We start from the raw sequence: 18,851 nt of genomic DNA, 5'->3' as shown, positions 1-18,851 counted from the left end.
CACAGGGCTTGCTGCAAGGGCAAGCCCGGAATGGGGTGAAAGCGTTATCTTTTGTTTTTGACAGCCTGTTAAAATAATAGCGACAGCCATCATCAATCCTTCATTGATAGAAGCTATCATTAGGATGAACTTTGTTGATTGGACAGAGTCAGACAATTTGCCCATGATATGCTGGGTTTAATTTTTAGTTGCACATAAAGGAGCATCCGCATGGCCGTACTCGTTGGTAAAAGCGCACCAGATTTCACAGCAGCAGCCGTTTTAGGTAATGGCGAGATCGTAGAAAGCTACAACTTTAAGGCAGCCACCGCCGGTAAATACGCCGTGGTGTTCTTCTATCCTTTGGATTTCACTTTTGTTTGCCCATCCGAGCTGATCGCTTTTGATCACCGTCTGGAAGAATTCAAAGCCCGCAATGTAGAAGTAATCGGTGTGTCAATCGACAGCCAGTTTACTCATGCTGCATGGCGCAACACTCCGGTAGAAAAAGGTGGTATTGGCCAAGTTGGTTACACTTTAGTTGCCGATATTAAGCACTTAATTTGCCAAGCCTATGATGTTGAATTGGTAGAAGCTGGCGTTGCATTGCGCGGCTCTTTCCTGATCGACAAATCGGGTGTTGTACAGCACCAAGTAGTAAACAACTTGCCACTAGGCCGCGATATCAGCGAAATGCTGCGTGTAGTAGACGCGCTGCAATTCACTGAAGAGCACGGTGAAGTTTGCCCAGCAGGCTGGAACAAAGGCAAAGCAGGGATGAAGGCAGATGCTGCCGGCGTTGCTGATTACCTAGCTAAAAACGCTAAAGATCTGTAATCACCAAAAAGTTTTAGTGATTTAATTTAAAAAAATCCCCCGCTGGCTTGCGTCAGCGGGGGATTTTTTACGGCGTTTTTATTGCTTTGAAGTAATGACTTCCAGGCGCTGCGCCACATCTCTTACCGAGCTTGCCTGCTGCTCGGATGCATTAGAAATTTCACTGATTAAATTACGCATTGCGCCTACATCCTGCACAATCCGGGCGAGTGCTTTTTCTGCACTCACGGCTTTTTCTTCGCCAGCGCTGACGTCTTTTTCGCCTGAAGTCATCGTGCCTACTGCACGCTCGATTTCAATTTGAATAGAAGAAATCAGCTCGCCAATTTCTGCCGTGGCTTTGGCTGTACGCTCGGATAATTTACGCACTTCATCCGCCACCACCGCAAAACCCCGGCCCGTGTCGCCTGCGCGCGCTGCTTCAATGGCCGCGTTAAGCGCTAGTAAATTGGTTTGGTCGGCAATATCTTTAATCACCCCCACAATCACACCAATTTTATCGGATTGGGTGTTGAGCTGGCCGATCACGCCTGCCGTGGTGCGAACCAATGTGGCTACATCGCGCATGCCGCGCACAGCACCTTCAACTACCACTTGTCCTTCATTGGCGCTTTCAAAAGCGCTGTTACCCCGGTTGCTGGCTTCGGCGGTGGTATGTGCAACTTCATCAATACTGGTACTGACTTCTTCCATGGTAGAGGCAATGTACGAGACTTGTTCGTGTAGCGCGCTGGCCTTATTCGCCACGTCTGTTTGTAATTCTTCATGTTTTATTTTGCTGGTGATATCTTCCCAACAGGCTAGGTAGCATTTAACTTTACTGGTGTCTGTGGCATCCCAAATAGGATAAGCCTTGGTACGTAAGGTGATACTGCCTAGAGGGATGTCGGCAACATGGGTGGCATTTCTAGCGCCGCTACCTAGTTTCTGCAAAATGCGGCGCACTCGTTCCGGATCTTGATGAAAGCGATGAATAGAGCCTCCCTGTGCCTGGGTGGGATCTGCTCCGCGCAAAACTTGGGTCATCTCTTGGCGATATTGCTCAAAAACGCTTTTAGCCGTTTGGTTTACATAAAACACATTGTTTTCATGGCTGGTGTCGCAGAGCAGAATCATATTATCAACATGATCCAGCACTACTTTCATCGTATCGAGCTGAGCATCTGCAGTGTTTTTTGTTTCTGTTTTTTGAGTAAAGCCAAACATAAGGTGATCCCCTGGCAAGCACTAGCAGGTTGAGAGCAAAACATCTGTCATCTTTATAGAATGACTTTGCTTAAAATCAATTGTTAATGTTTAAAGAGATTTTTTTTGTAGCCAGGTTTATTGTGGTTTTTAAATAGAAATGGCCCTATTGCAAAATAAAATTTGCGATAAGGCCATTTTTTGACTAAACACTGACAATGCATTAAAGAATAATCAGTTTTTTGGGTAATGGCTCAATAAACTAAATGTTTGAATCTATTGAGCCGCTAATCATTTAATTCGCAGGATTAGGGCTTTGCTTATGAATCGCTTCAATTGCGGCGTCTAATTCTGGCGTGATGATTACATCTAGGCTGCCGATATTTTCTTTAAGTTGAGCCATGGTGGTGGCACCAATAATATTGCTTGCTACATACCAGCGGCTGCTCACCCATGCCAGCGCCATTTGCGCAGGGGATAAGCCGTGTTCCCGGGCGAGTTTTACATAGGCTTCAATTGCACCCGGCACTGCTGGTTTTAAATAACGTGCGCCAAAATTGCTAAAGCGAGTCATTCGCCCCGCCGCTTGCGGGTTATCCAAATACTTACCAGACAGCAATCCAAAAGCCAGCGGGCTATACGCTAAGAGACCCACATCCTGACGATGGCAGGTTTCAACCAAGCCATTCTCAAACTGACGGTTAATTAAATTAAATACATTTTGAATGGTAGCAATGCGTGGCAGAGATTGTGCTTGCGCTACGCGGCTGGCTTCCATCACGCCCCAGGGGGTTTCATTCGATAGCCCGATATGGCGCACTTTACCGGCCTGAACGAGCTCATTAAGTGCAGAAAGCTGTTCGGCAAAATCCGGGGTATGGGCAGGCTCTTGGCTAGGATCGTAATAGCTTTGCCCAAACATCGGCACATGGCGGGCAGGCCAGTGTAATTGGTAAAGATCGATATAGTCGGTTTGCAGGCGCTTTAAGCTGGCATCACAAGCCGCATGGATTTGCTCACGATTTAATTGCGGCCCGCCACGTATCCAATCCATACCGCGATTAGGGCCGGAAATCTTGCTCGCCAGAATAATCTTGTCGCGGCTTTGTTTGGCCAGCCAGCTGCCTACATAGCTTTCGGTTAAGCCTTGGGTCTCGGCCTTGCCGGGAACGGGATACATTTCGGCGGTATCAATAAAGTTGATCCCCGCTGCAAGCGCATAATCAAGCTGCTCGTGCGCATCGGCTTCGCTGTTTTGCTCGCCAAAGGTCATGGTGCCAAGGCAGAGGGTAGAGATATTTAAATCGGTTTTGGGCAGAAGGTGATATTTCATGGGGCGTGTCTCGTAAGGCGTTTGCGGCATTTGTGGCATTTTCGGCGCACTGCGCTTTGTGTGTGACCAAAAACGGTCGAACACAAAGCTTCGAGTGCGCCCTACGTGGTTATTTTACAGGGCTTACACGGTAGCCTTGCTGGCGCAGGCTTTGAATCAGGCCGGTTTTGCCTGGTAGATGCAGCGCACCCACGGCGATAAAAGCGTTGCCTTCTTTTAATTTGTCAGTCAGGCGCTCGGCCATGCGTGGGTTACGGGCTTCTAGCAGTTGAGCACGCCATTGGCGAAACCAAGCTTGATCAGGCATTTTAAAATCATCTTGCTCGGCGTATTCGGCTAGCCCATTGATATCTTGTTTCAGATAAAGATCGAGCACTTTCTGATAGCTTATTTCCATTTCGGCCTGCTGATCAAGTACGGCATAGAGCAGCTCAATTTGTTTTGCTTCCGGAATCGATTCAAAAATACTTAATTGCTCGTCCAGCGTTTCTAAGCCGGAATAGTCTTTTTGCCCTTCGATGGCCATTTTGGCAAACAGCAAATCAAGCGGCATTTGCCCCGGCTGGCGTACCGGCGTCATCAGCAGCATGGCAGCGCCCCAAGGCCTAAGCTTGGCGGTGGCCACTTCCGGATAGCCACGGGCGGCCAAGGCGGGCAATAGTTTTTGGTAATGCTCTTTATCAATGATTTGCTCTAATGATGGTTCGGGGGTCAGCATGCGCTTGCCCATCTCCATCATCATGCCAAAATCGAGGCGGATTTCGGTAACCACTTTTTTTGAACCAGCAAAAGCGGCCTCGGTTTTAGGGCTGAGCTGGGTCACGCGCGGGTCGCCCACATGAGCCGTGCCGTAGAGCCAGGAATCCGGGCTGCCTTTTTTCTCTATTTTCCAAAGCAGGCTCTTGGCGTTTTCTACTTTATTGCTTGCTGAAACCGCCTTACTGACGGCGGCGCTGGCGAGGGGGGCGAGCAGGGTTGAGGCGACGGTGACGGCAATAATCAGAGGGCGAAATCGAGCAAGCATCCAAGTCTCCGGCAATTTTTATGTTTGGATGAGCAGTATAAAGCCAAGCGGGGATGGATGCCTTAGGTAAGCGTTGGGTAATGCGATTTCTTTGGCTGATGGCTGGAGATAATATTGCTTGTAGAAAGTTATAGCTCTATTTGTTTGTCATTGTTCTTTTGGTAAACTGACGGCTATATGGCAGCTATTTGAAAGTAAGGAGAAGCAAAAAGGATCAGACCCCTGCATTCAATCATTAGCCCTCAGACATTCCCTCCTTGGTGAAGCTCATGGAAATACTGAAAGAATTTTCAAATAATTATGCCAATGCGCTTGGCTCATTAATGACATTAGGCATATTTATTCTTGCCGCAGTTACCCTATGGTTCCTCAGGCGAGAATATTCAAATAAGTACCGCCCGTACGTTGTGCCTGAAGTTCGCGTTGAGCCACTTCTTGAAGGGCAGGGTTATGCCGTTACTGTTATCCCTCGCAATGTTGGTCCTCACCTTTGTGAGGTTATGCTCAGCGAGATTCGTCTTCACATTGGAGATGAAACCTATGAAACACCAAATTTTAAAGAGTGGGTGCTTGTTGCACCACAAGTAATGGAAGTCCGGATTCCTGTTGGGCATGTAAATCAGCTTGGCATACAGAAAGTACGCGAGGCACGGTACAAAATAAACCGCATTGAGGTTTCCTTTTCGCTCACAACTCGCGCAACAGATAAGCGTTTTATAGTTACCAAACTTTTCTCGTACGACATTGGAGTTCAAGGAGAAACCCCTGTGGTTCAATTTCGGCCCGAATGGCACAAAAGCGCTTAATCCATCACTACCTGCGTAAAAAGCTGTCCAGGCTGATGCAGATGTTATCTGCCACCTTCCAATCTCACCAGAGTCACTATGCAAGCAAATAATATGTTTCTAAAAGCGTTTAAGTACAAGGCATGGGCAAATGCGGAGCTTCTCTCCTATGGCGAGCGGCAGCTTCATTTACTATCGGATGATGACTCCACTTTCTTTGCCCGCATCTTGAACCACACAACCGTGGTGGACAGTCTTTTTATTAGCCGTGTATCTGGCAGCCCAGAGCTGTACAGCGCTGACAATACTCCTGAAACGCCTTCACTCTCTGAGCTAAAAGATCGGATGGATCAGAATGATGCTTGGTTGGTGGGTTTTACAGAGGCAGTGAGCCAAGATGAATTGAGTAGACAGGTTTATTTCCAATTCACGGATGGTGACCAAGGGCAGCTTTCAGTTGAGGAAATTCTGCTGCACTTATTGACGCATGGTAGCAACCATCGAGGCATGGCCGCCCGAGTTTTGGCTTCTAATGGGCTTGAACGCCCCAAAGATACCTTTACCCGATACCTACATCAGTTTGAGCCCTGTAGGCGGGAAATGCTCGAAAGGTCGTAAGCTGCAAATTTAGCTTGAGCTAAAGTTTTATCAGCCCAACATTTCTTCGCAAAACTCTGTGTTTCAAGCTTTTGGTTTTTTTCAATCAATCCCAATTAAAGTCTTTACCGCATCTACATATTGATCGGCATGGGTGCGTGCTTTATTTGATTGGCGCAGTGCCATATTCCAGCGGGCAATGACCACTTTGTAGTTGTTTTGATTGCACTGCTGTATCTCTTCAATTAATGATCTGGCCATAATGCCCATGCAGTGCTGGGCGCTTTCTATCATTAGATTTTTAGCTTGCTCGAGGAAAATCGGGTCAATGATCGGGTTGATGATGATTTCAGTAGCCGGTGCTGTGGACGGCTCTTTAATGACGTTATTGCTGATTTCAACATTGGGCTCAACACTGAACGCCGTATCTTTTAATTGAATAAACCCGAGCTCCACCAACTCATCAAGCTTGGCAGTAAGCTCAAACTCAGCCAATAGCGCGGCTAAATCGCTGCTGGATTTTATGCCGTCAATTAAGATCAGTAAGCGGCGCTGCTTTGCCAGCAGGCCGCTGCTGCGCTCTGCAATTTCTTTTAGCCCCAGGGGCGTTTTGATATAAATGTGATCAAGTAGCGTAGTAGAAATACCCATGGATCACTCCCCTAAGTCGTATAGCGGGCAGGATAGCAGCGCGGTATTACAGTTTTTAGAAGGCTTGTAAATATTTACATAAAAACAACAAAATTAGCTTTGATTAAATCGTCATCCCCGAATTTTTTGCCGGAGATCAAGTGTAAATGCTGGATTCCCAGCTGAGCGGGAATGATAAAGCAGAGTAAATCAGAGATTCCCAAAGTCAGTTTGCTGCTTTTAAAACATAAATCAGAAAGAGCGCAAGAATCGGGTGTTTATCCAGTGGCGATTTAGCCATGATTGGCCCTGCTGTTTAATTTACTCAGGGGTTAAATCATGAATTTTCAAGTCTATGCACTGGCTATTGAACAATTTCAGCCATTTTTTGCGATGAATACAGAAGAGCTTGCCAGCCACAATGCGCGGCGTTTAATTGCGGATAAACCGCTGGGCTATCCTTGCCGCGTTAGCCTGCGTGATGCGGCGATCGGGGAGCACGTTTTACTTTTGCCCTTTGTTTACCATCAGTGCGCTTCTCCATATCGGGCAAGCGGGCCAATTTTTGTGCGTGAAAATAGCGTGGCTACCACTTTAGCGCCGAACCAATTGCCGGGTGAAATGGAAACAAGGCAGATGTCGGTACGTGCCTACGATGCAGAAGGAATGATCAAAATGGCGGAGGTGGTGGAAGGGGAGCGGCTGGTTCAGTATTTGCAGCAGCTATTACAAGGGGCAGCGATTGCTTATGTGCATTTGCATTACGCAGGCTACGGCTGCTATGCCTGCAAGGTAGTGAGAAGTGCGGAGGGGGCTGGGCCGAGTGCTTAGCTCGGCAACTGAGCAAGGCGTATTGATATCGCCTTGCTCAATCGGCTTAGAAAATAGATTTAAAGCTTAAACCGCCCCACAACCCCTTGTAAATTGGCCGCCAGCTCTGACAAATCTGTCAGCGTTGCTCGGGTGTTTTTGAGTGCAATATCGGTTTCGGTTACTTGGTGATTGATCTTTTCAGCCACTTGGGCGATTTGCTCGGTGGCCATGGATTGCTCACGGGTGGCGCTGGATATTTCGATGATTTTTCCGGCTACCGATTGCATTTCAGCCTGCATGCCGCCGATGCGCTCGGCAATTACTTGGGCTAGCGCTTGATTACCGCTTACCATTTCTTTGGTGGCTTGCATTTTGCCAACGGCGTGATCGGTTTTATTGCTGATTGAGCCAAGCATCTGCTCGATTTCTTCGGTGGCGCGGGCGGTGCGCTCGGCTAGCTTTCTGACTTCATCGGCTACTACCGCAAAGCCACGGCCTGTTTCACCTGCTCTTGCGGCTTCAATCGCGGCGTTGAGCGCCAGCAAATTAGTCTGGCCCGCGATGTCTTTAATGGTGACGGTGATTAAGCTGATTTTCTGCGATTGCTCAGATAGCTCTTGCATGGTGTTGCTCAGCTCGCCAACCGTGCCCGCCATTTTATTGGTGTCGTCCCGCATGGTGTTCACGGCATCGGCACTGGCTTGTGCGCCCAAATCAGCTTCTTTAACGGTGCTTTCAACTTGCTGGGTGCTGTCGGCAATGTGCGCAATGCTGACGGTAACTTCTTCAATATTGGCGGCAGATGTGGCGGCCATATCGGCTTGCTTATGTGATTCTTGCGATAGTTTTTGCGCCATTTGTTCAATATCGGCTACGCCACCACTGAGTTTGCCAGCCTGATCGCGTACCAGATTAATCATTTTGTGCAAGTCGCCCATAAATTGATTAAATGCGATTGCAATATGCGATGTTTCATCACGGCTGCTGCTATCTAAGCGCACGGTTAAATCGGCGTGGCCGCCATTTAAGTTTTGCATGGCAATTCTTAAGCGATTAAGCGGGCGGGTGACCAGATTGGCTAGCCAGAGCGATGCAATGGTCGATAGCAAAATAGCCAGTGCGCCCAAGATGACAGATTTCATCAGAATACTATTTAAAGTGTCTTTTACGGATGACAAATTCGCATCAGCCGCAGCCACAATTGTTTCGCCTTTATTATTAGTAAAGGGCAAAAAGATGGTGCGAAAGCTGCCAAATTTGCTGTCGTATTCGTCAAAAGTGCGCTGCTTGGTGCTCATTGCAATTTGTAATTGCTTGCTGGTGGAATCCGATGCGGTGAGGTAAACCTCGGCATCGGGTTTGCTTTCTTCTTCTGGCGAGAGGGAAGAGAGCACGTAATAGGTTTTACCTTCGCGCTGGATATAACCGTAAATAAACGGTAAGCCTAGTTCTTTGCTATAGCGGGTAAGCCGCTCTGATAGTTGACGCATTTGCGGCAGATCGGCTTGCTCGCGTGGTTTTAGCTCGGCATGAAAGCCTTCGCCTAATACATAGCGGTAGCCGGTGGCTGCGGCGGTAAGCTGGCTGTCAATGGCTTGCAGAGCATGGCTGCGTGCTTGCTGATAGCTAAAATAGGTAAATAGGGCAACGGTGAGCGTCGTTAATAAAATCATGACGGCCTGAATTTTGCCTTTGAGCGTGTAAAGCATCTGCAATACCTCTGTCAATCGGGTTTATTATGATTTTCTAATGTGGCGGATGTTATTACAAATGAATTAAACAGGTTAAAGAATCTGAGGCTGGATGAGACAGGCGGTCATTATTTTTATAAGGTGCAACCAAAAAGGTGCAACCCTAGGGATAGTCCCTACATTGCAAGGTGCAACTCGATTTATAATATGTCATCTTGATTAAACAGAACGCAAAAATGGCCAGCACAACGCTAGGAATTAAAGTCGACGACGATTTGCGGGCGCGGATTAAAACTGCAGCCCAGCAATTAGATAGAACGCCGCATTGGCTGATTAAGCAATCAATTTTTGCCTATTTGCAGCAGGTAGAGCAGGGCGCCCGCCCGCTGGAGCTGGCGCAAGATGGCGAAGCGCTGCCGCTGCTGGATGATGCAGAGAGCGTTGAAAGCAATCTTCCTTTCCTAGAGCTGGCTCAAAGTATTGCCGTGCAAAGCGTTTTGCGTTCTGCCATTACTTCGGCTTATCGCCGTCCGGAGGCCGAATGCCTGCCGGTGCTGGTAGAGCAAGCCAAAATGCCGACGGCACATATGGCCGAGCAAACACAGGCCTTGGCGCATAAATTGGTGGCGGCATTACGCGCCAAGCGTACCGGTGGCGGTGTTGAAGGCCTGATTCACGAGTTCTCTTTATCCAGCCAGGAAGGTGTGGCGCTAATGTGCCTGGCCGAAGCTTTGCTGCGTATTCCTGATCGCGCTACGCGTGATGTATTGATCAGAGATAAAGTTAGCAAGGGCGATTGGCATGCTCACCTTGGGCAATCGCCATCTTTATTTGTGAATGCGGCAAGCTGGGGGCTGATGCTGACCGGTAAGCTGGTTGCCACCAATAGCGAAGCGGGGCTGTCTTCTGCCTTAACCCGTTTGATTGGCCGTGGTGGCGAGCCTTTGATCCGCAAGGGCGTCGATATGGCGATGCGCTTGATGGGCGAGCAGTTTGTAACCGGCGAAACCATCGCTGAGGCACTAGCCAATAGCCGAAAATTTGAAGCCCGAGGCTTTAGATATTCTTACGATATGCTGGGTGAAGCGGCTACTACGGCGGAAGACGCTAAGCGTTATTACGCTGCTTACGAGCAAGCGATTCATGCCATTGGTAAGGCATCGGCCGGGCGCGGTATTTACGAAGGCCCGGGGATTTCGATCAAGTTGTCTGCCTTGCACCCGCGTTATTCGCGTGCGCAGCAAGACCGCGTTACGGCAGAATTATTGCCTAGCGTGATTGCCTTGGCACGCCTCGCCCGCCACTACGATATTGGTTTAAATATTGATGCCGAAGAAGCGGATCGCTTAGAAATCTCGCTCGATTTGTTGGAAGCCATGTGTTTCGATCCTGAGCTGGCAGGCTGGAACGGCATTGGTTTTGTGATTCAGGCCTACCAAAAGCGTGCGCCGCATGTGATTGATTATGTGATCGATCTGGCCCGCCGTAGTGGCCACCGTTTGATGATTCGTTTAGTGAAAGGCGCGTATTGGGATAGCGAAATCAAGCGTGCGCAAGTGGATGGCTTAGAAGATTATCCGGTGTACACGCGTAAGGTTTATACCGATGTGGCTTACCTTGCCTGCGCTAAAAAACTACTGGCGACCCCAGATGCGGTCTACCCGCAGTTTGCAACGCATAATGCGCAAACGCTTTCGGCGATTTATCACCTTGCCGGGCAAAATTACTACCCCGGCCAGTACGAGTTCCAGTGCCTGCACGGCATGGGTGAGCCTTTATACGAAGAAGTGACCGCACGTGAAAAACTGGGCCGCCCTTGCCGCGTGTATGCGCCGGTGGGCAGCCATGAAACGCTGCTGGCTTATTTGGTGCGCCGCTTGCTGGAAAATGGCGCAAATAGCTCGTTTGTAAACCGCATTGCCGATGAAAATGTGGCCATTGAAGAGCTGATTGTCGATCCGATTGTGCAAGCCTTGGCGGTGATTCCTGCTTTTGCCCCGCACGATAAAATCCCGCTGCCACGACTCTTGTTTGGTGCAAATCGTCTGAATTCCAGCGGCTTGGATTTATCTAATGAGCATCGCTTGGCCTCCTTGTCTGCCGCACTTTTGGCGGGCGTGAATACCGAATGGTTGGCCGCGCCTTTATTGGGTGTGGTGGCCGAGCTGGATATGGCTCGTAAGCAGGCTGTTAAAAATCCGGCCGATCATCAGGATGTGGTGGGCTATGTGATTGAAGCCGATGTGGATGATGTGGCGACTGCCTTTATGCACGCCGCAAATATTGGCCCAATCTGGCAAGCTACATCGGTCGCCGAGCGCGCAGCCTGCCTGAATCGCGCAGCGCAATTGCTCGAATCCGGTATGCAGCCACTCTTGGGCCTGATCGTGCGTGAAGCGGGTAAATCCCTGCCCAACGCGATTGCCGAAGTGCGCGAAGCGGTCGATTTCTTGCGCTATTACGCGGTGCAAATCGAGCAAGATTTTGCCAATGACACGCATCGCCCGCTGGGCCCCGTGGTCTGTATCAGCCCGTGGAATTTCCCGTTGGCGATTTTTATTGGGCAAGTGGCTGCAGCCTTGGCGGCAGGCAATCCTGTGCTGGCTAAGCCCGCCGAGCAAACCCCGCTGATCGCAGCCGAAGCCGTGCGCATCTTGCGTGCAGCGGGCGTGCCTGCCGGTGCGGTGCAACTCTTGCCGGGCCGTGGTGAAACCGTGGGTAGCGCCTTAATTTCTGACGCGCGTTGCAGTGGCGTGATGTTTACCGGCTCTACCCAAGTGGCACGTTTAATTGCCAGCAATTTGGCGAAACGCCTCGATAAAGACGGCCGCACCATTCCGCTGATTGCCGAAACCGGCGGCCAGAACTGCATGATTGTTGATTCATCGGCTCTGGCCGAGCAGGTGGTGGGCGATGTGCTGATGTCGGCGTTTGATTCGGCTGGCCAGCGCTGCTCGGCACTGCGCGTGCTCTGCCTGCAAACTGAGGCAGCAGATCATATTCTGCATATGCTGAAAGGCGCGATGCAGGAGTTAAATATCGGCAAACCCGATTCGCTGGCCGTGGATGTAGGCCCCGTGATTGATTCTGAGGCGCAGCAAAATATTGCCAGCCATATCGCCGCATTCAAGGACCGTGGTGCTGAGGTATTAGCGCTGCCGCTGCCTAGCGTATGCCAGCAGGGCACATTTATTGCGCCTACGCTGATCGAAATCAATAGCCTGTCTGAGCTGAAACAAGAAGTATTCGGCCCTGTATTACACGTAATTCGCTATCGCCGCGAAGCCTTGGATCAGCTGATAGCTGATATCAACGCAACGGGTTTTGGTCTGACTTTTGGTGTGCATACCCGTATCGATGAAACCATCGCTCACGTGGTTGAGAAAGTGCAAGCCGGTAATATCTATGTAAACCGCAATGTGATTGGTGCTGTGGTTGGCGTGCAACCTTTTGGTGGAGAAGGCTTATCGGGCACAGGGCCTAAGGCCGGTGGCCCGCTGTACTTGCCACGTCTCTTGTCCCGCCGCCCTGCGCAAACCCTGCCGGGCGATCAGGCGGCCCTTGCTCCGCTGCTGGCTTATCACGATCATTTGCAATCCCTTAAAGAAGGCGATGCGGCGGCACGTTGCAGTCGCTATCTGGCGGGATCTGGCCTAGGTGCAAATATCGATTTGCCCGGCCCAACTGGCGAGCGCAACCGCTACCTACTGCATCCGCGTGGCCCGGTACTTTGTGTTGCTGCAACTGAGTTGGGCGCAAAAGCGCAATTTGCTGCCGCCTTAGCCAGTGGTAATCAGGCGGTATTTATTGCGCATCCGGCAGTAAAAGCCATGGTTGATGCCTTGCCAAAAGCCTTGTCTGGCAGAGTTGTTGTGAAGCCATCTATGGCCGAAGCCGGTGTGATTGGAGCGGTCTTGTTTGAAGGCGATAGCGATGCACTGGGTGAGATCAACCGCCAGGTCGCAGAAATTGCCGGGCCTATCTTACAAGTGCAAGGCCTATCCAGCGCCGCCCTTGTTGCCGGAGAAGACTTCGATCTGGCCCGCCTTCTGGCCGAGCGCTCTATCAGCGTAAACACCGCAGCCGCAGGCGGTAATGCGAGTTTGATGAGTATTAGCTAAGGGGTTGCTGTGCAAAAATGTAGGGTGGGCACAAAAGCGTGCTCACTCTACATGATTGAATTTAGTAAGCTTCACATCATTTAAGTGCATAATAAACCCATCTGCTTGATCTGCTGGTGCACTATGACTTTCCTCCTTTCCCTGCTCGAAACCCGCATTCTGGGTGTTTTAATCGAAAAGCAAATCACTGTTCCTGATACTTATCCTCTTTCTTTAAATTCCCTTGTTTCAGGTTGTAATCAGAAATCCAGCCGTGATCCTGTCATGGCGATTAATGACACCGAGGCTGATGAAGCGCTGGTGCATTTAAAAGAGCTCAAGCTGGTTGAGTCTTCGCATTTGGGCGGGCGAATTGCGCGTTATTCACAGCGCTTTGCTGCGGTGTTTCAAGTGCCATCACAATCGGTTGCTATCTTAACGGTGCTGATGTTGCGCGGCCCGCAAACGGCGGGGGAGCTGCGTTTGGCTTCTGAGCGCCTACATAAGTTTTCTGATATTTCAGCGGTAGAGGCTTTTTTAGAAGAGCTCGCTTCCCGTAGCGCCGGGGCCCTGGTGGTAAAACTGCCTCGCCAAGCGGGGGCCAGAGAGAGCCGCTGGGCGCATTTATTATCGGGAGAGCCGGTGATCAATGAAGCTGCGCCACATGTAAAAGAAGTGGGTGATTTAGGCTTGCAAGCGCGAGTAGATCAATTAGAGTCCGAACTGATGGAATTAAAAGAAAAAATGGCAAGAATTTGCGCCGAATTAGGCGTGGAATAAATCGCCGGGCGGCAAAGAATGCCGTATGACAGCCTGCCGGACTTAAGAGTGATCTACTATGGGAAATCTGGATTTGGCCACATTTCATGCATTTTTTCGTTGAATAGCTAGTTATTCGTCTCAAAAATGTGTGTTGTTGCCTCAAACCGGTCTTTCCATCTACGATCGCTTAAATCCGACAGGCTGCACAGAGGGGTATTAAAGTCTTCTTATAGAGTGCCGATGATTGGGCTATGCGGCTTGCAAGCTTTCAAAACTTTGGCACGATGCTTGCTCTGTCTTTTGATAACACTTGATGATCAGGATGTTTATCATGAGTACCTTTGTAATTCACCCTATCTGGCCGGTGAGCGAACCAGAAGCCATGGAATACGGTTTGTTTCGCATCACTCATCATGGCGAGCAAGAGCTATTACGCAGCGCCTGTTTAGAAAGCCTGACCGATACACATCATAAAATGCAGCATCTGGCACATCATCAGGATGGCTGTGGGGCAAAGCAGCTCAAATCGGGTTAACATTCCCGCCCAAAGTCTTTGCAGGGTAAGATGCGGCTTATTTTATTTTTCCGTGATCCGCTATGGCCCTGAAGGCAACTATTTTTAAATCTGATCTGCAAATCGCCGATATGGATCGTCATTATTACGCCACCCATTCTTTGGTGATTGCCCGGCATCCTTCTGAAAATGACGAACGCATGATGGTGCGCCTATTGGCATTCGCTCTGCATGCCAGCGAATCGCTTGCCTTTACCAAGGGCTTGAGCGATACCGAGGAGCCAGACATTTGGCAAAAAGATTTAACTGGCGCAATTGAATTATGGATTGAATTAGGCCAGCCTGATGAAAAGCGCATTCGCCAAGCTTGTGGTAAAGCACGCCAAGTGGCTGTATTTACCTATAGCGGTAATAGCGCTGATGTTTGGTGGAAAGGCATTGCCAGTAAATTAGAGCGTTTAGATAATCTGCAAGTGATTAATGTGCCGGTAGAAATGACACACACATTAGCCGCTTTAGCTAATCGCAATATGCAATTGCAATGCACAATTCAAGATGGGCAAGTGTGGCTGGCAGATAATAGCCAATCCATTGAAACGCATTTCTCCATCTTAAAACCATTCAAATAATGTAGGGTGGGCAAGTTTTTATGCCCACGAGCACTATTACATATAAACAAGAGTCGCTCATTTATGGATTTAAACCAACTCATGCTCGATGTTCGCCAATTTGCACAAGATCGCGATTGGGAGCGTTATCACACGCCTAAGAATCTGTGTATGGCAATGTCGGTAGAAATGGCCGAACTCGTTGAGCATTTTCAATGGGACACACCAGAGGAATCGCAGCAATTAGATGCGGTAAAGCGCGAAGCTGTTGAGCAGGAAATGGCCGATGTATTGCTTTATATGATTAGGCTTGCCGATGTGATAAATGTTGATTTAGAACGGGCAATTCGGCAAAAAATGGTTTTAAATGCAGTTAAATATCCCCCCTTATAAAAAATATGAATCCATTTAAAGAACAAATTATTCTAGATACCGAGCGCTGGCTAGAAAAAGCCGTGATTGGTTTAAATCTTTGCCCATTTGCTAAAGCAGTGCATATTAAAAAACAAGTGCGCTATGTCGTCAGCGAGGCGCGCAATATTGATGTGCTGATTGAGACATTAATTACAGAATTAGAAACCCTAGCCGAAGCCGATCCAGCCAAGCTGGAAACCACGCTGCTGATCCATCCCTGTGTTTTGGGGGATTTTATGGCCTACAACGATTTTCTTGAGATTGCAGATGCCGTTTTAGAAGAGTTGAAGCTTGATGGCATTTTGCAAATCGCCAGCTTTCATCCTCAGTATCAGTTTGAAGGCAGCGATATAGACGATATTGATAATTATACCAATCGTAGCCCTTATCCCACTTTGCATTTATTACGTGAAGATAGTATTGCCAAGGCGGTAGCCGTGTTTCCTGAGGCTGACGTGATTGTGGATCGCAATATCGCCACCTTAAGGGGAATGGGGCTGGATGGCTGGAAAAAACTATGGCTGTGAGGCTCTGTGTTAGGAGGGGCTAAACAAGCACTTAGCAAAAGCAGCTAGATAAAGGCGTAGCATTTACACTCAAGATTAAATGAACTTTGGCGCTCTAAGCTTTCCTAACAAGAATTGATTGCCAAGGATTATTTATGTTGCTCCGTTTCGCTATCTTGATGATGGCTTTTGCTCTGACCGCCTGCCAGGAAAGTAGCACGCCACCCGCAAAGGCTGCTGCGAAGAGCGAGGCCAGCACACCTGATTTATTCTTTAAGAAAAACCAGGCAGAGTGGAATACCTTGCAGCAGTTTATCGGGCAAAATCCGCAGGACATCAATTTATGGGAAAGGGCACCGCTTAAGCATGCGCTGCGCTTATTACTTGGCCCTCAGCTGGATATTTTTAAGCGAAATATGGCGAAAACCAGCCCTATCCTGCAAGACAGTGTGCTTTATATTAGCGGCAGCGCCCTTGATGAGAGTGAAGGCCAGGCTTACTTACTGATTGATATTGAAAACAGAAAATTAGAAGTAGGGCTAATTAGTGCCGGTAAATTAGAAGTGGTATCAACGCCGGGCGAAAGCATTAAATTTCCTGAGGATTTGAAACCCATGCTAGATAAGCTGAGTATTAGGATGTAAAGCGTTTACTCTTAGCAGATGACAGGTATAATACGCCCGCCGCTGTGATTGGCGTCGTCCTCGTAGTACAACGGATAGTACAAGTGCCTCCTAAGCGCTAGATACAGGTTCGATTCCTGTCGGGGATACCAGCACAGAGCTTTAAATGCACTTAGTTATCCTCAAATACCCCAGAAAAGCTTAGGCTTCTGGGGTTTTTGCTTTTTGGGATGGTTTCCGGCGTCAGGCTTATAAAGATGACAAACGCTGGAATGGGTGCAGAAGTCAGGCCAATTACACCTGAAACTTAGCCGTGTTGCCTAGCATCTGGCGGGCAACATCGGCGAGCATTTCTGCTGAAGTATTTATTTCTTCTATAGCAGAGCTGCTTTCTTCCGACATTTGAGCAATTCGCTCTATCCGCTGAGCAACATCGGCCCCGGCATGGCGTTGCTCGCCCAAGGATGTGGCGATATGCGAAACGGCATTCAGAATCTGATTTACGCCAGTATTGACTTCAGCCATAGATGTCATTGCGGTACTGGATGTACGCACTACACTGTCTACCGTGTCATTACTGCTATGCATACTGCCCACGGCTAAACTGGCATCCGCCCGGATTGCATTCACCATATTACTGATTTCACGCGCCGAATTCGCTGTGCGTTCAGCGAGTTTGCGTACTTCATCGGCTACAACAGCAAAACCACGGCCTTGCTCACCGGCTCTGGCGGCTTCAATGGCCGCATTCAAGGCTAATAAATTTGTTTGGTCGGCCACATCTTTAATCACATTAGTGATGGTATCGATTTGCTGGATACGCACAGAAAGCGCATCAATCTGGCTGGCGCTGCTGGCAACCGAAGTGCACACGGCATTAACCATTTCCATGGAGTCGGCAACTATTTGTGTGCTGCTGCGAACATTATCATTGGCCGATTTTGCATTGTCCTGTACAGCAACAGCGTTATGAGAAACTTGATCAATGCTAACGCTCAGTTGTTCTACAGATGAAGCCGCGCCGGATGTGGCTTCTACCTGCTGGATTACACTGGCAGATACTTCGCTTGATGATTGGGCTAATTGTGCTGCCGCTGAGGCCACTTGATCGGCATTGCTGATAATCTGTTTAATCGTATTTACCAGATTTTTCTGCATGATTTGCATATTGCGGAGCATGTTTTCAATTTCATCAGTGCCATTTACATTAATTGTGGCAATTAAATTGCCCTTAGACATTTGCTCTAAAGCGGTATTGGCGCGCCCTAGACCAGAAGATAATGCCTTACTGAATCCTAGCCCTAGCAGCAAGAATACGATGGAAATACCAAGGGTGATGCCCATTAATACTTTGCTAATGTGTGCCACGATTGAATCACTATCGTCATAGGCTTTTTTTCCTAGAGCTTGATTGATATTTACAATCTCGGTGAGCAGATCATCGCAAATCTGAAAAGCCTTCATTGCTTCTTGGGTAAAAACTTCCATCGCCAGCTTATTATCATTTGCATAGCTCGCTGCCTGCACTCGCTTTGATATGGCCAGGTAGGCGGGCCAATTCTCATCAAGCTTTTTAAGCGCGTCCATTTCTGGCTGGGTAAGAGAGGTTTTGCGGTATTTATCGAGCAGCTCTTTCATTTTCTGCTCGTTTTCTTCCATGTGTTTAGTAATGAGATCCATTTTTTTTTGTTCTGATTCAATCACGTAAGCATATAGGCTGCGATTATGATAAATCGCTTGCATATTTGCGTTGGCAACATCCTGAATCGGCACTAGATTATTGTCGTACATGCTATTTAGCATTTGGTTGACCTGATCTGTTGCTGCTACGCCGCGCCAGCTGATGATGGTCATACTGACAATCGCGAGTGCTAAGATGATGCCTAGTTTTACTGAGTATTTTAAATTGGATAGCATGATGCCTTCCTCATTACTGCGTTGCGAATATAACTAAAAAAAAACGGCCTACTTATATGTTTTATGTTTGTTTTTTATGTATTTCAACTTTTTTTATCATTGTTTTTTATTTTCTGGTTTGAATGGTTGATTTACAAATTAAGTTGAATGATTTTTTATGTTTTCTTTTTTATGGGTGATATTTAACTTACATTGACGTGTGTTTGTATTTTTAGCGTCTTTGAGTCATTATTCTAGGGCAGGCTGCGTATCATTTTTTTGTTACTTATCAGGTCATTTTTTAATGTTGTTTTTTTAAAATTTCTCAGAGGTAAACTCAATTTTCTTATTGATAATTAACTTTTGTTATTGTTTTTTATTAATATTCTTTCTTTTTTTGTTGGTAAATATTTTAACATTTGTTGAATTTTTAATTATCAACATTACTATAAAATTAATTATCATCACATTTGACTATTGCAGGTGTTTTTTTCTTTGTGCCAAAATGGTCTATGCTTTGATTTATTTTTGCGTCTATTTTTAGCACTATGCAG

The 18,851-nt window shown here is 48.0% G+C and carries 17 protein-coding genes and 1 tRNA gene; 12 read left to right on the top strand and 6 right to left on the bottom strand.

Annotated elements, in window-relative coordinates; genetic code table 11:
• Positions 1-210: 210 nt before the first annotated feature.
• Positions 211-816, top strand: coding sequence for a peroxiredoxin (locus VN23_RS13375; RefSeq protein WP_046352339.1), 606 nt, complete (start codon positions 211-213; stop codon positions 814-816).
• Between the two features lie 78 nt (positions 817-894).
• Here VN23_RS13375 and VN23_RS13370 read toward each other — a convergent pair whose 3' ends face one another.
• The 3 genes from VN23_RS13370 to VN23_RS13360 all read right to left on the bottom strand — a co-directional run bounded on the left by VN23_RS13370 (position 895) and on the right by VN23_RS13360 (position 4,358).
• The gene (locus VN23_RS13370; protein ID WP_046352338.1) at positions 895-2,022 is read right to left on the bottom strand and encodes a methyl-accepting chemotaxis protein; all 1,128 of its coding nucleotides are present in this window, start codon (positions 2,020-2,022) and stop codon (positions 895-897) included.
• A gap of 274 nt (positions 2,023-2,296) precedes the next feature.
• Positions 2,297-3,334, bottom strand: coding sequence for an NADP(H)-dependent aldo-keto reductase (locus tag VN23_RS13365; RefSeq protein ID WP_046352601.1), 1,038 nt, complete (start codon positions 3,332-3,334; stop codon positions 2,297-2,299).
• Between the two features lie 109 nt (positions 3,335-3,443).
• A complete protein-coding gene (locus VN23_RS13360; RefSeq protein ID WP_046352337.1) occupies positions 3,444-4,358 on the bottom strand; it encodes a TraB/GumN family protein in 915 nt (304 codons plus the stop codon).
• 269 nt (positions 4,359-4,627) lie between these two features.
• Here VN23_RS13360 and VN23_RS13355 point away from each other — a divergent pair, with 269 nt between their 5' ends.
• Positions 4,628-5,164, top strand: coding sequence for a hypothetical protein (locus tag VN23_RS13355; protein WP_046352336.1), 537 nt, complete (start codon positions 4,628-4,630; stop codon positions 5,162-5,164).
• Between the two features lie 78 nt (positions 5,165-5,242).
• Complete coding sequence (locus tag VN23_RS13350; protein WP_197432921.1) at positions 5,243-5,761, top strand: DinB family protein; 519 nt, start codon at positions 5,243-5,245, stop codon at positions 5,759-5,761.
• Positions 5,762-5,842: 81 nt separating this feature from the next.
• Here VN23_RS13350 and VN23_RS13345 read toward each other — a convergent pair whose 3' ends face one another.
• Positions 5,843-6,391 (bottom strand): hypothetical protein, encoded by a 549-nt coding sequence (locus VN23_RS13345; RefSeq protein ID WP_052746633.1) that lies wholly within the window; start codon positions 6,389-6,391, stop codon positions 5,843-5,845.
• A 318-nt stretch (positions 6,392-6,709) separates the two neighbouring features.
• On the opposite strand from VN23_RS13345, the gene VN23_RS13340 reads away from it, so the two are divergent.
• Positions 6,710-7,201, top strand: coding sequence for a DUF1203 domain-containing protein (locus VN23_RS13340; RefSeq protein WP_046352334.1), 492 nt, complete (start codon positions 6,710-6,712; stop codon positions 7,199-7,201).
• Between the two features lie 59 nt (positions 7,202-7,260).
• On the opposite strand, the gene VN23_RS13335 is transcribed toward VN23_RS13340, so the two are convergent.
• On the bottom strand, positions 7,261-8,892 hold the full coding sequence (locus tag VN23_RS13335; protein ID WP_052746632.1) for a methyl-accepting chemotaxis protein: 1,632 nt from the start codon (positions 8,890-8,892) through the stop codon (positions 7,261-7,263).
• Between the two features lie 218 nt (positions 8,893-9,110).
• Here VN23_RS13335 and putA point away from each other — a divergent pair, with 218 nt between their 5' ends.
• From putA to VN23_RS13295, 8 genes are all read left to right on the top strand, one after another.
• Positions 9,111-12,995, top strand: coding sequence for a trifunctional transcriptional regulator/proline dehydrogenase/L-glutamate gamma-semialdehyde dehydrogenase (gene putA, locus VN23_RS13330; RefSeq protein ID WP_046352333.1), 3,885 nt, complete (start codon positions 9,111-9,113; stop codon positions 12,993-12,995).
• 123 nt (positions 12,996-13,118) lie between these two features.
• A complete protein-coding gene (locus VN23_RS13325; RefSeq protein ID WP_046352332.1) occupies positions 13,119-13,754 on the top strand; it encodes a YceH family protein in 636 nt (211 codons plus the stop codon).
• A gap of 313 nt (positions 13,755-14,067) precedes the next feature.
• A complete protein-coding gene (locus VN23_RS13320; RefSeq protein ID WP_046352331.1) occupies positions 14,068-14,271 on the top strand; it encodes a hypothetical protein in 204 nt (67 codons plus the stop codon).
• A gap of 62 nt (positions 14,272-14,333) precedes the next feature.
• Positions 14,334-14,879: a YaeQ family protein gene (locus VN23_RS13315; RefSeq protein ID WP_046352330.1), complete on the top strand. Its 546-nt coding sequence runs from the start codon at positions 14,334-14,336 to the stop codon at positions 14,877-14,879.
• A 63-nt stretch (positions 14,880-14,942) separates the two neighbouring features.
• On the top strand, positions 14,943-15,251 hold the full coding sequence (locus VN23_RS13310; RefSeq protein WP_046352329.1) for a nucleotide pyrophosphohydrolase: 309 nt from the start codon (positions 14,943-14,945) through the stop codon (positions 15,249-15,251).
• Between the two features lie 5 nt (positions 15,252-15,256).
• Positions 15,257-15,799, top strand: a complete 543-nt coding sequence (locus VN23_RS13305) for a DUF1415 domain-containing protein (RefSeq protein WP_046352328.1) — start codon at positions 15,257-15,259, stop codon at positions 15,797-15,799.
• Positions 15,800-15,933: 134 nt separating this feature from the next.
• Entirely contained in the window at positions 15,934-16,422 is a 489-nt protein-coding gene (locus VN23_RS13300; RefSeq protein ID WP_046352327.1) for a hypothetical protein, read from the top strand.
• 56 nt (positions 16,423-16,478) lie between these two features.
• A tRNA-Arg gene (locus tag VN23_RS13295) sits at positions 16,479-16,553 on the top strand.
• Positions 16,554-16,695: 142 nt separating this feature from the next.
• Here VN23_RS13295 and VN23_RS13290 read toward each other — a convergent pair.
• Positions 16,696-18,318, bottom strand: a complete 1,623-nt coding sequence (locus VN23_RS13290) for a methyl-accepting chemotaxis protein (protein WP_046352326.1) — start codon at positions 18,316-18,318, stop codon at positions 16,696-16,698.
• Between the last annotated feature and the right edge of the window lie 533 nt (positions 18,319-18,851).

The sequence above is a fragment of the Janthinobacterium sp. B9-8 genome (assembly GCF_000969645.2).
In the GTDB taxonomy this organism is placed as follows: Bacteria; Pseudomonadota; Gammaproteobacteria; order Burkholderiales; family Chitinibacteraceae; genus Iodobacter.
Note: the sequence above shows the minus strand (reverse complement) of the source record. Positions and strands in the feature narration are given on the sequence as shown.

Bases quoted from the DNA above. Each gene is read 5' to 3' on its own strand.
- VN23_RS13375 (WP_046352339.1), top strand. From the start codon at position 211: ATGGCCGTACTCGTTGGTAAAAGCGCACCAGATTTCACAGCAGCAGCC.
- VN23_RS13370 (WP_046352338.1), bottom strand. From the start codon at position 2,022: ATGTTTGGCTTTACTCAAAAAACAGAAACAAAAAACACTGCAGATGCT.
- VN23_RS13365 (WP_046352601.1), bottom strand. From the start codon at position 3,334: ATGAAATATCACCTTCTGCCCAAAACCGATTTAAATATCTCTACCCTC.
- VN23_RS13360 (WP_046352337.1), bottom strand. From the start codon at position 4,358: ATGCTTGCTCGATTTCGCCCTCTGATTATTGCCGTCACCGTCGCCTCA.
- VN23_RS13355 (WP_046352336.1), top strand. From the start codon at position 4,628: ATGGAAATACTGAAAGAATTTTCAAATAATTATGCCAATGCGCTTGGC.
- VN23_RS13350 (WP_197432921.1), top strand. From the start codon at position 5,243: ATGCAAGCAAATAATATGTTTCTAAAAGCGTTTAAGTACAAGGCATGG.
- VN23_RS13345 (WP_052746633.1), bottom strand. From the start codon at position 6,391: ATGGGTATTTCTACTACGCTACTTGATCACATTTATATCAAAACGCCC.
- VN23_RS13340 (WP_046352334.1), top strand. From the start codon at position 6,710: ATGAATTTTCAAGTCTATGCACTGGCTATTGAACAATTTCAGCCATTT.
- VN23_RS13335 (WP_052746632.1), bottom strand. From the start codon at position 8,892: ATGCTTTACACGCTCAAAGGCAAAATTCAGGCCGTCATGATTTTATTA.
- putA (WP_046352333.1), top strand. From the start codon at position 9,111: ATGGCCAGCACAACGCTAGGAATTAAAGTCGACGACGATTTGCGGGCG.
- VN23_RS13325 (WP_046352332.1), top strand. From the start codon at position 13,119: ATGACTTTCCTCCTTTCCCTGCTCGAAACCCGCATTCTGGGTGTTTTA.
- VN23_RS13320 (WP_046352331.1), top strand. From the start codon at position 14,068: ATGAGTACCTTTGTAATTCACCCTATCTGGCCGGTGAGCGAACCAGAA.
- VN23_RS13315 (WP_046352330.1), top strand. From the start codon at position 14,334: ATGGCCCTGAAGGCAACTATTTTTAAATCTGATCTGCAAATCGCCGAT.
- VN23_RS13310 (WP_046352329.1), top strand. From the start codon at position 14,943: ATGGATTTAAACCAACTCATGCTCGATGTTCGCCAATTTGCACAAGAT.
- VN23_RS13305 (WP_046352328.1), top strand. From the start codon at position 15,257: ATGAATCCATTTAAAGAACAAATTATTCTAGATACCGAGCGCTGGCTA.
- VN23_RS13300 (WP_046352327.1), top strand. From the start codon at position 15,934: ATGTTGCTCCGTTTCGCTATCTTGATGATGGCTTTTGCTCTGACCGCC.
- VN23_RS13290 (WP_046352326.1), bottom strand. From the start codon at position 18,318: ATGCTATCCAATTTAAAATACTCAGTAAAACTAGGCATCATCTTAGCA.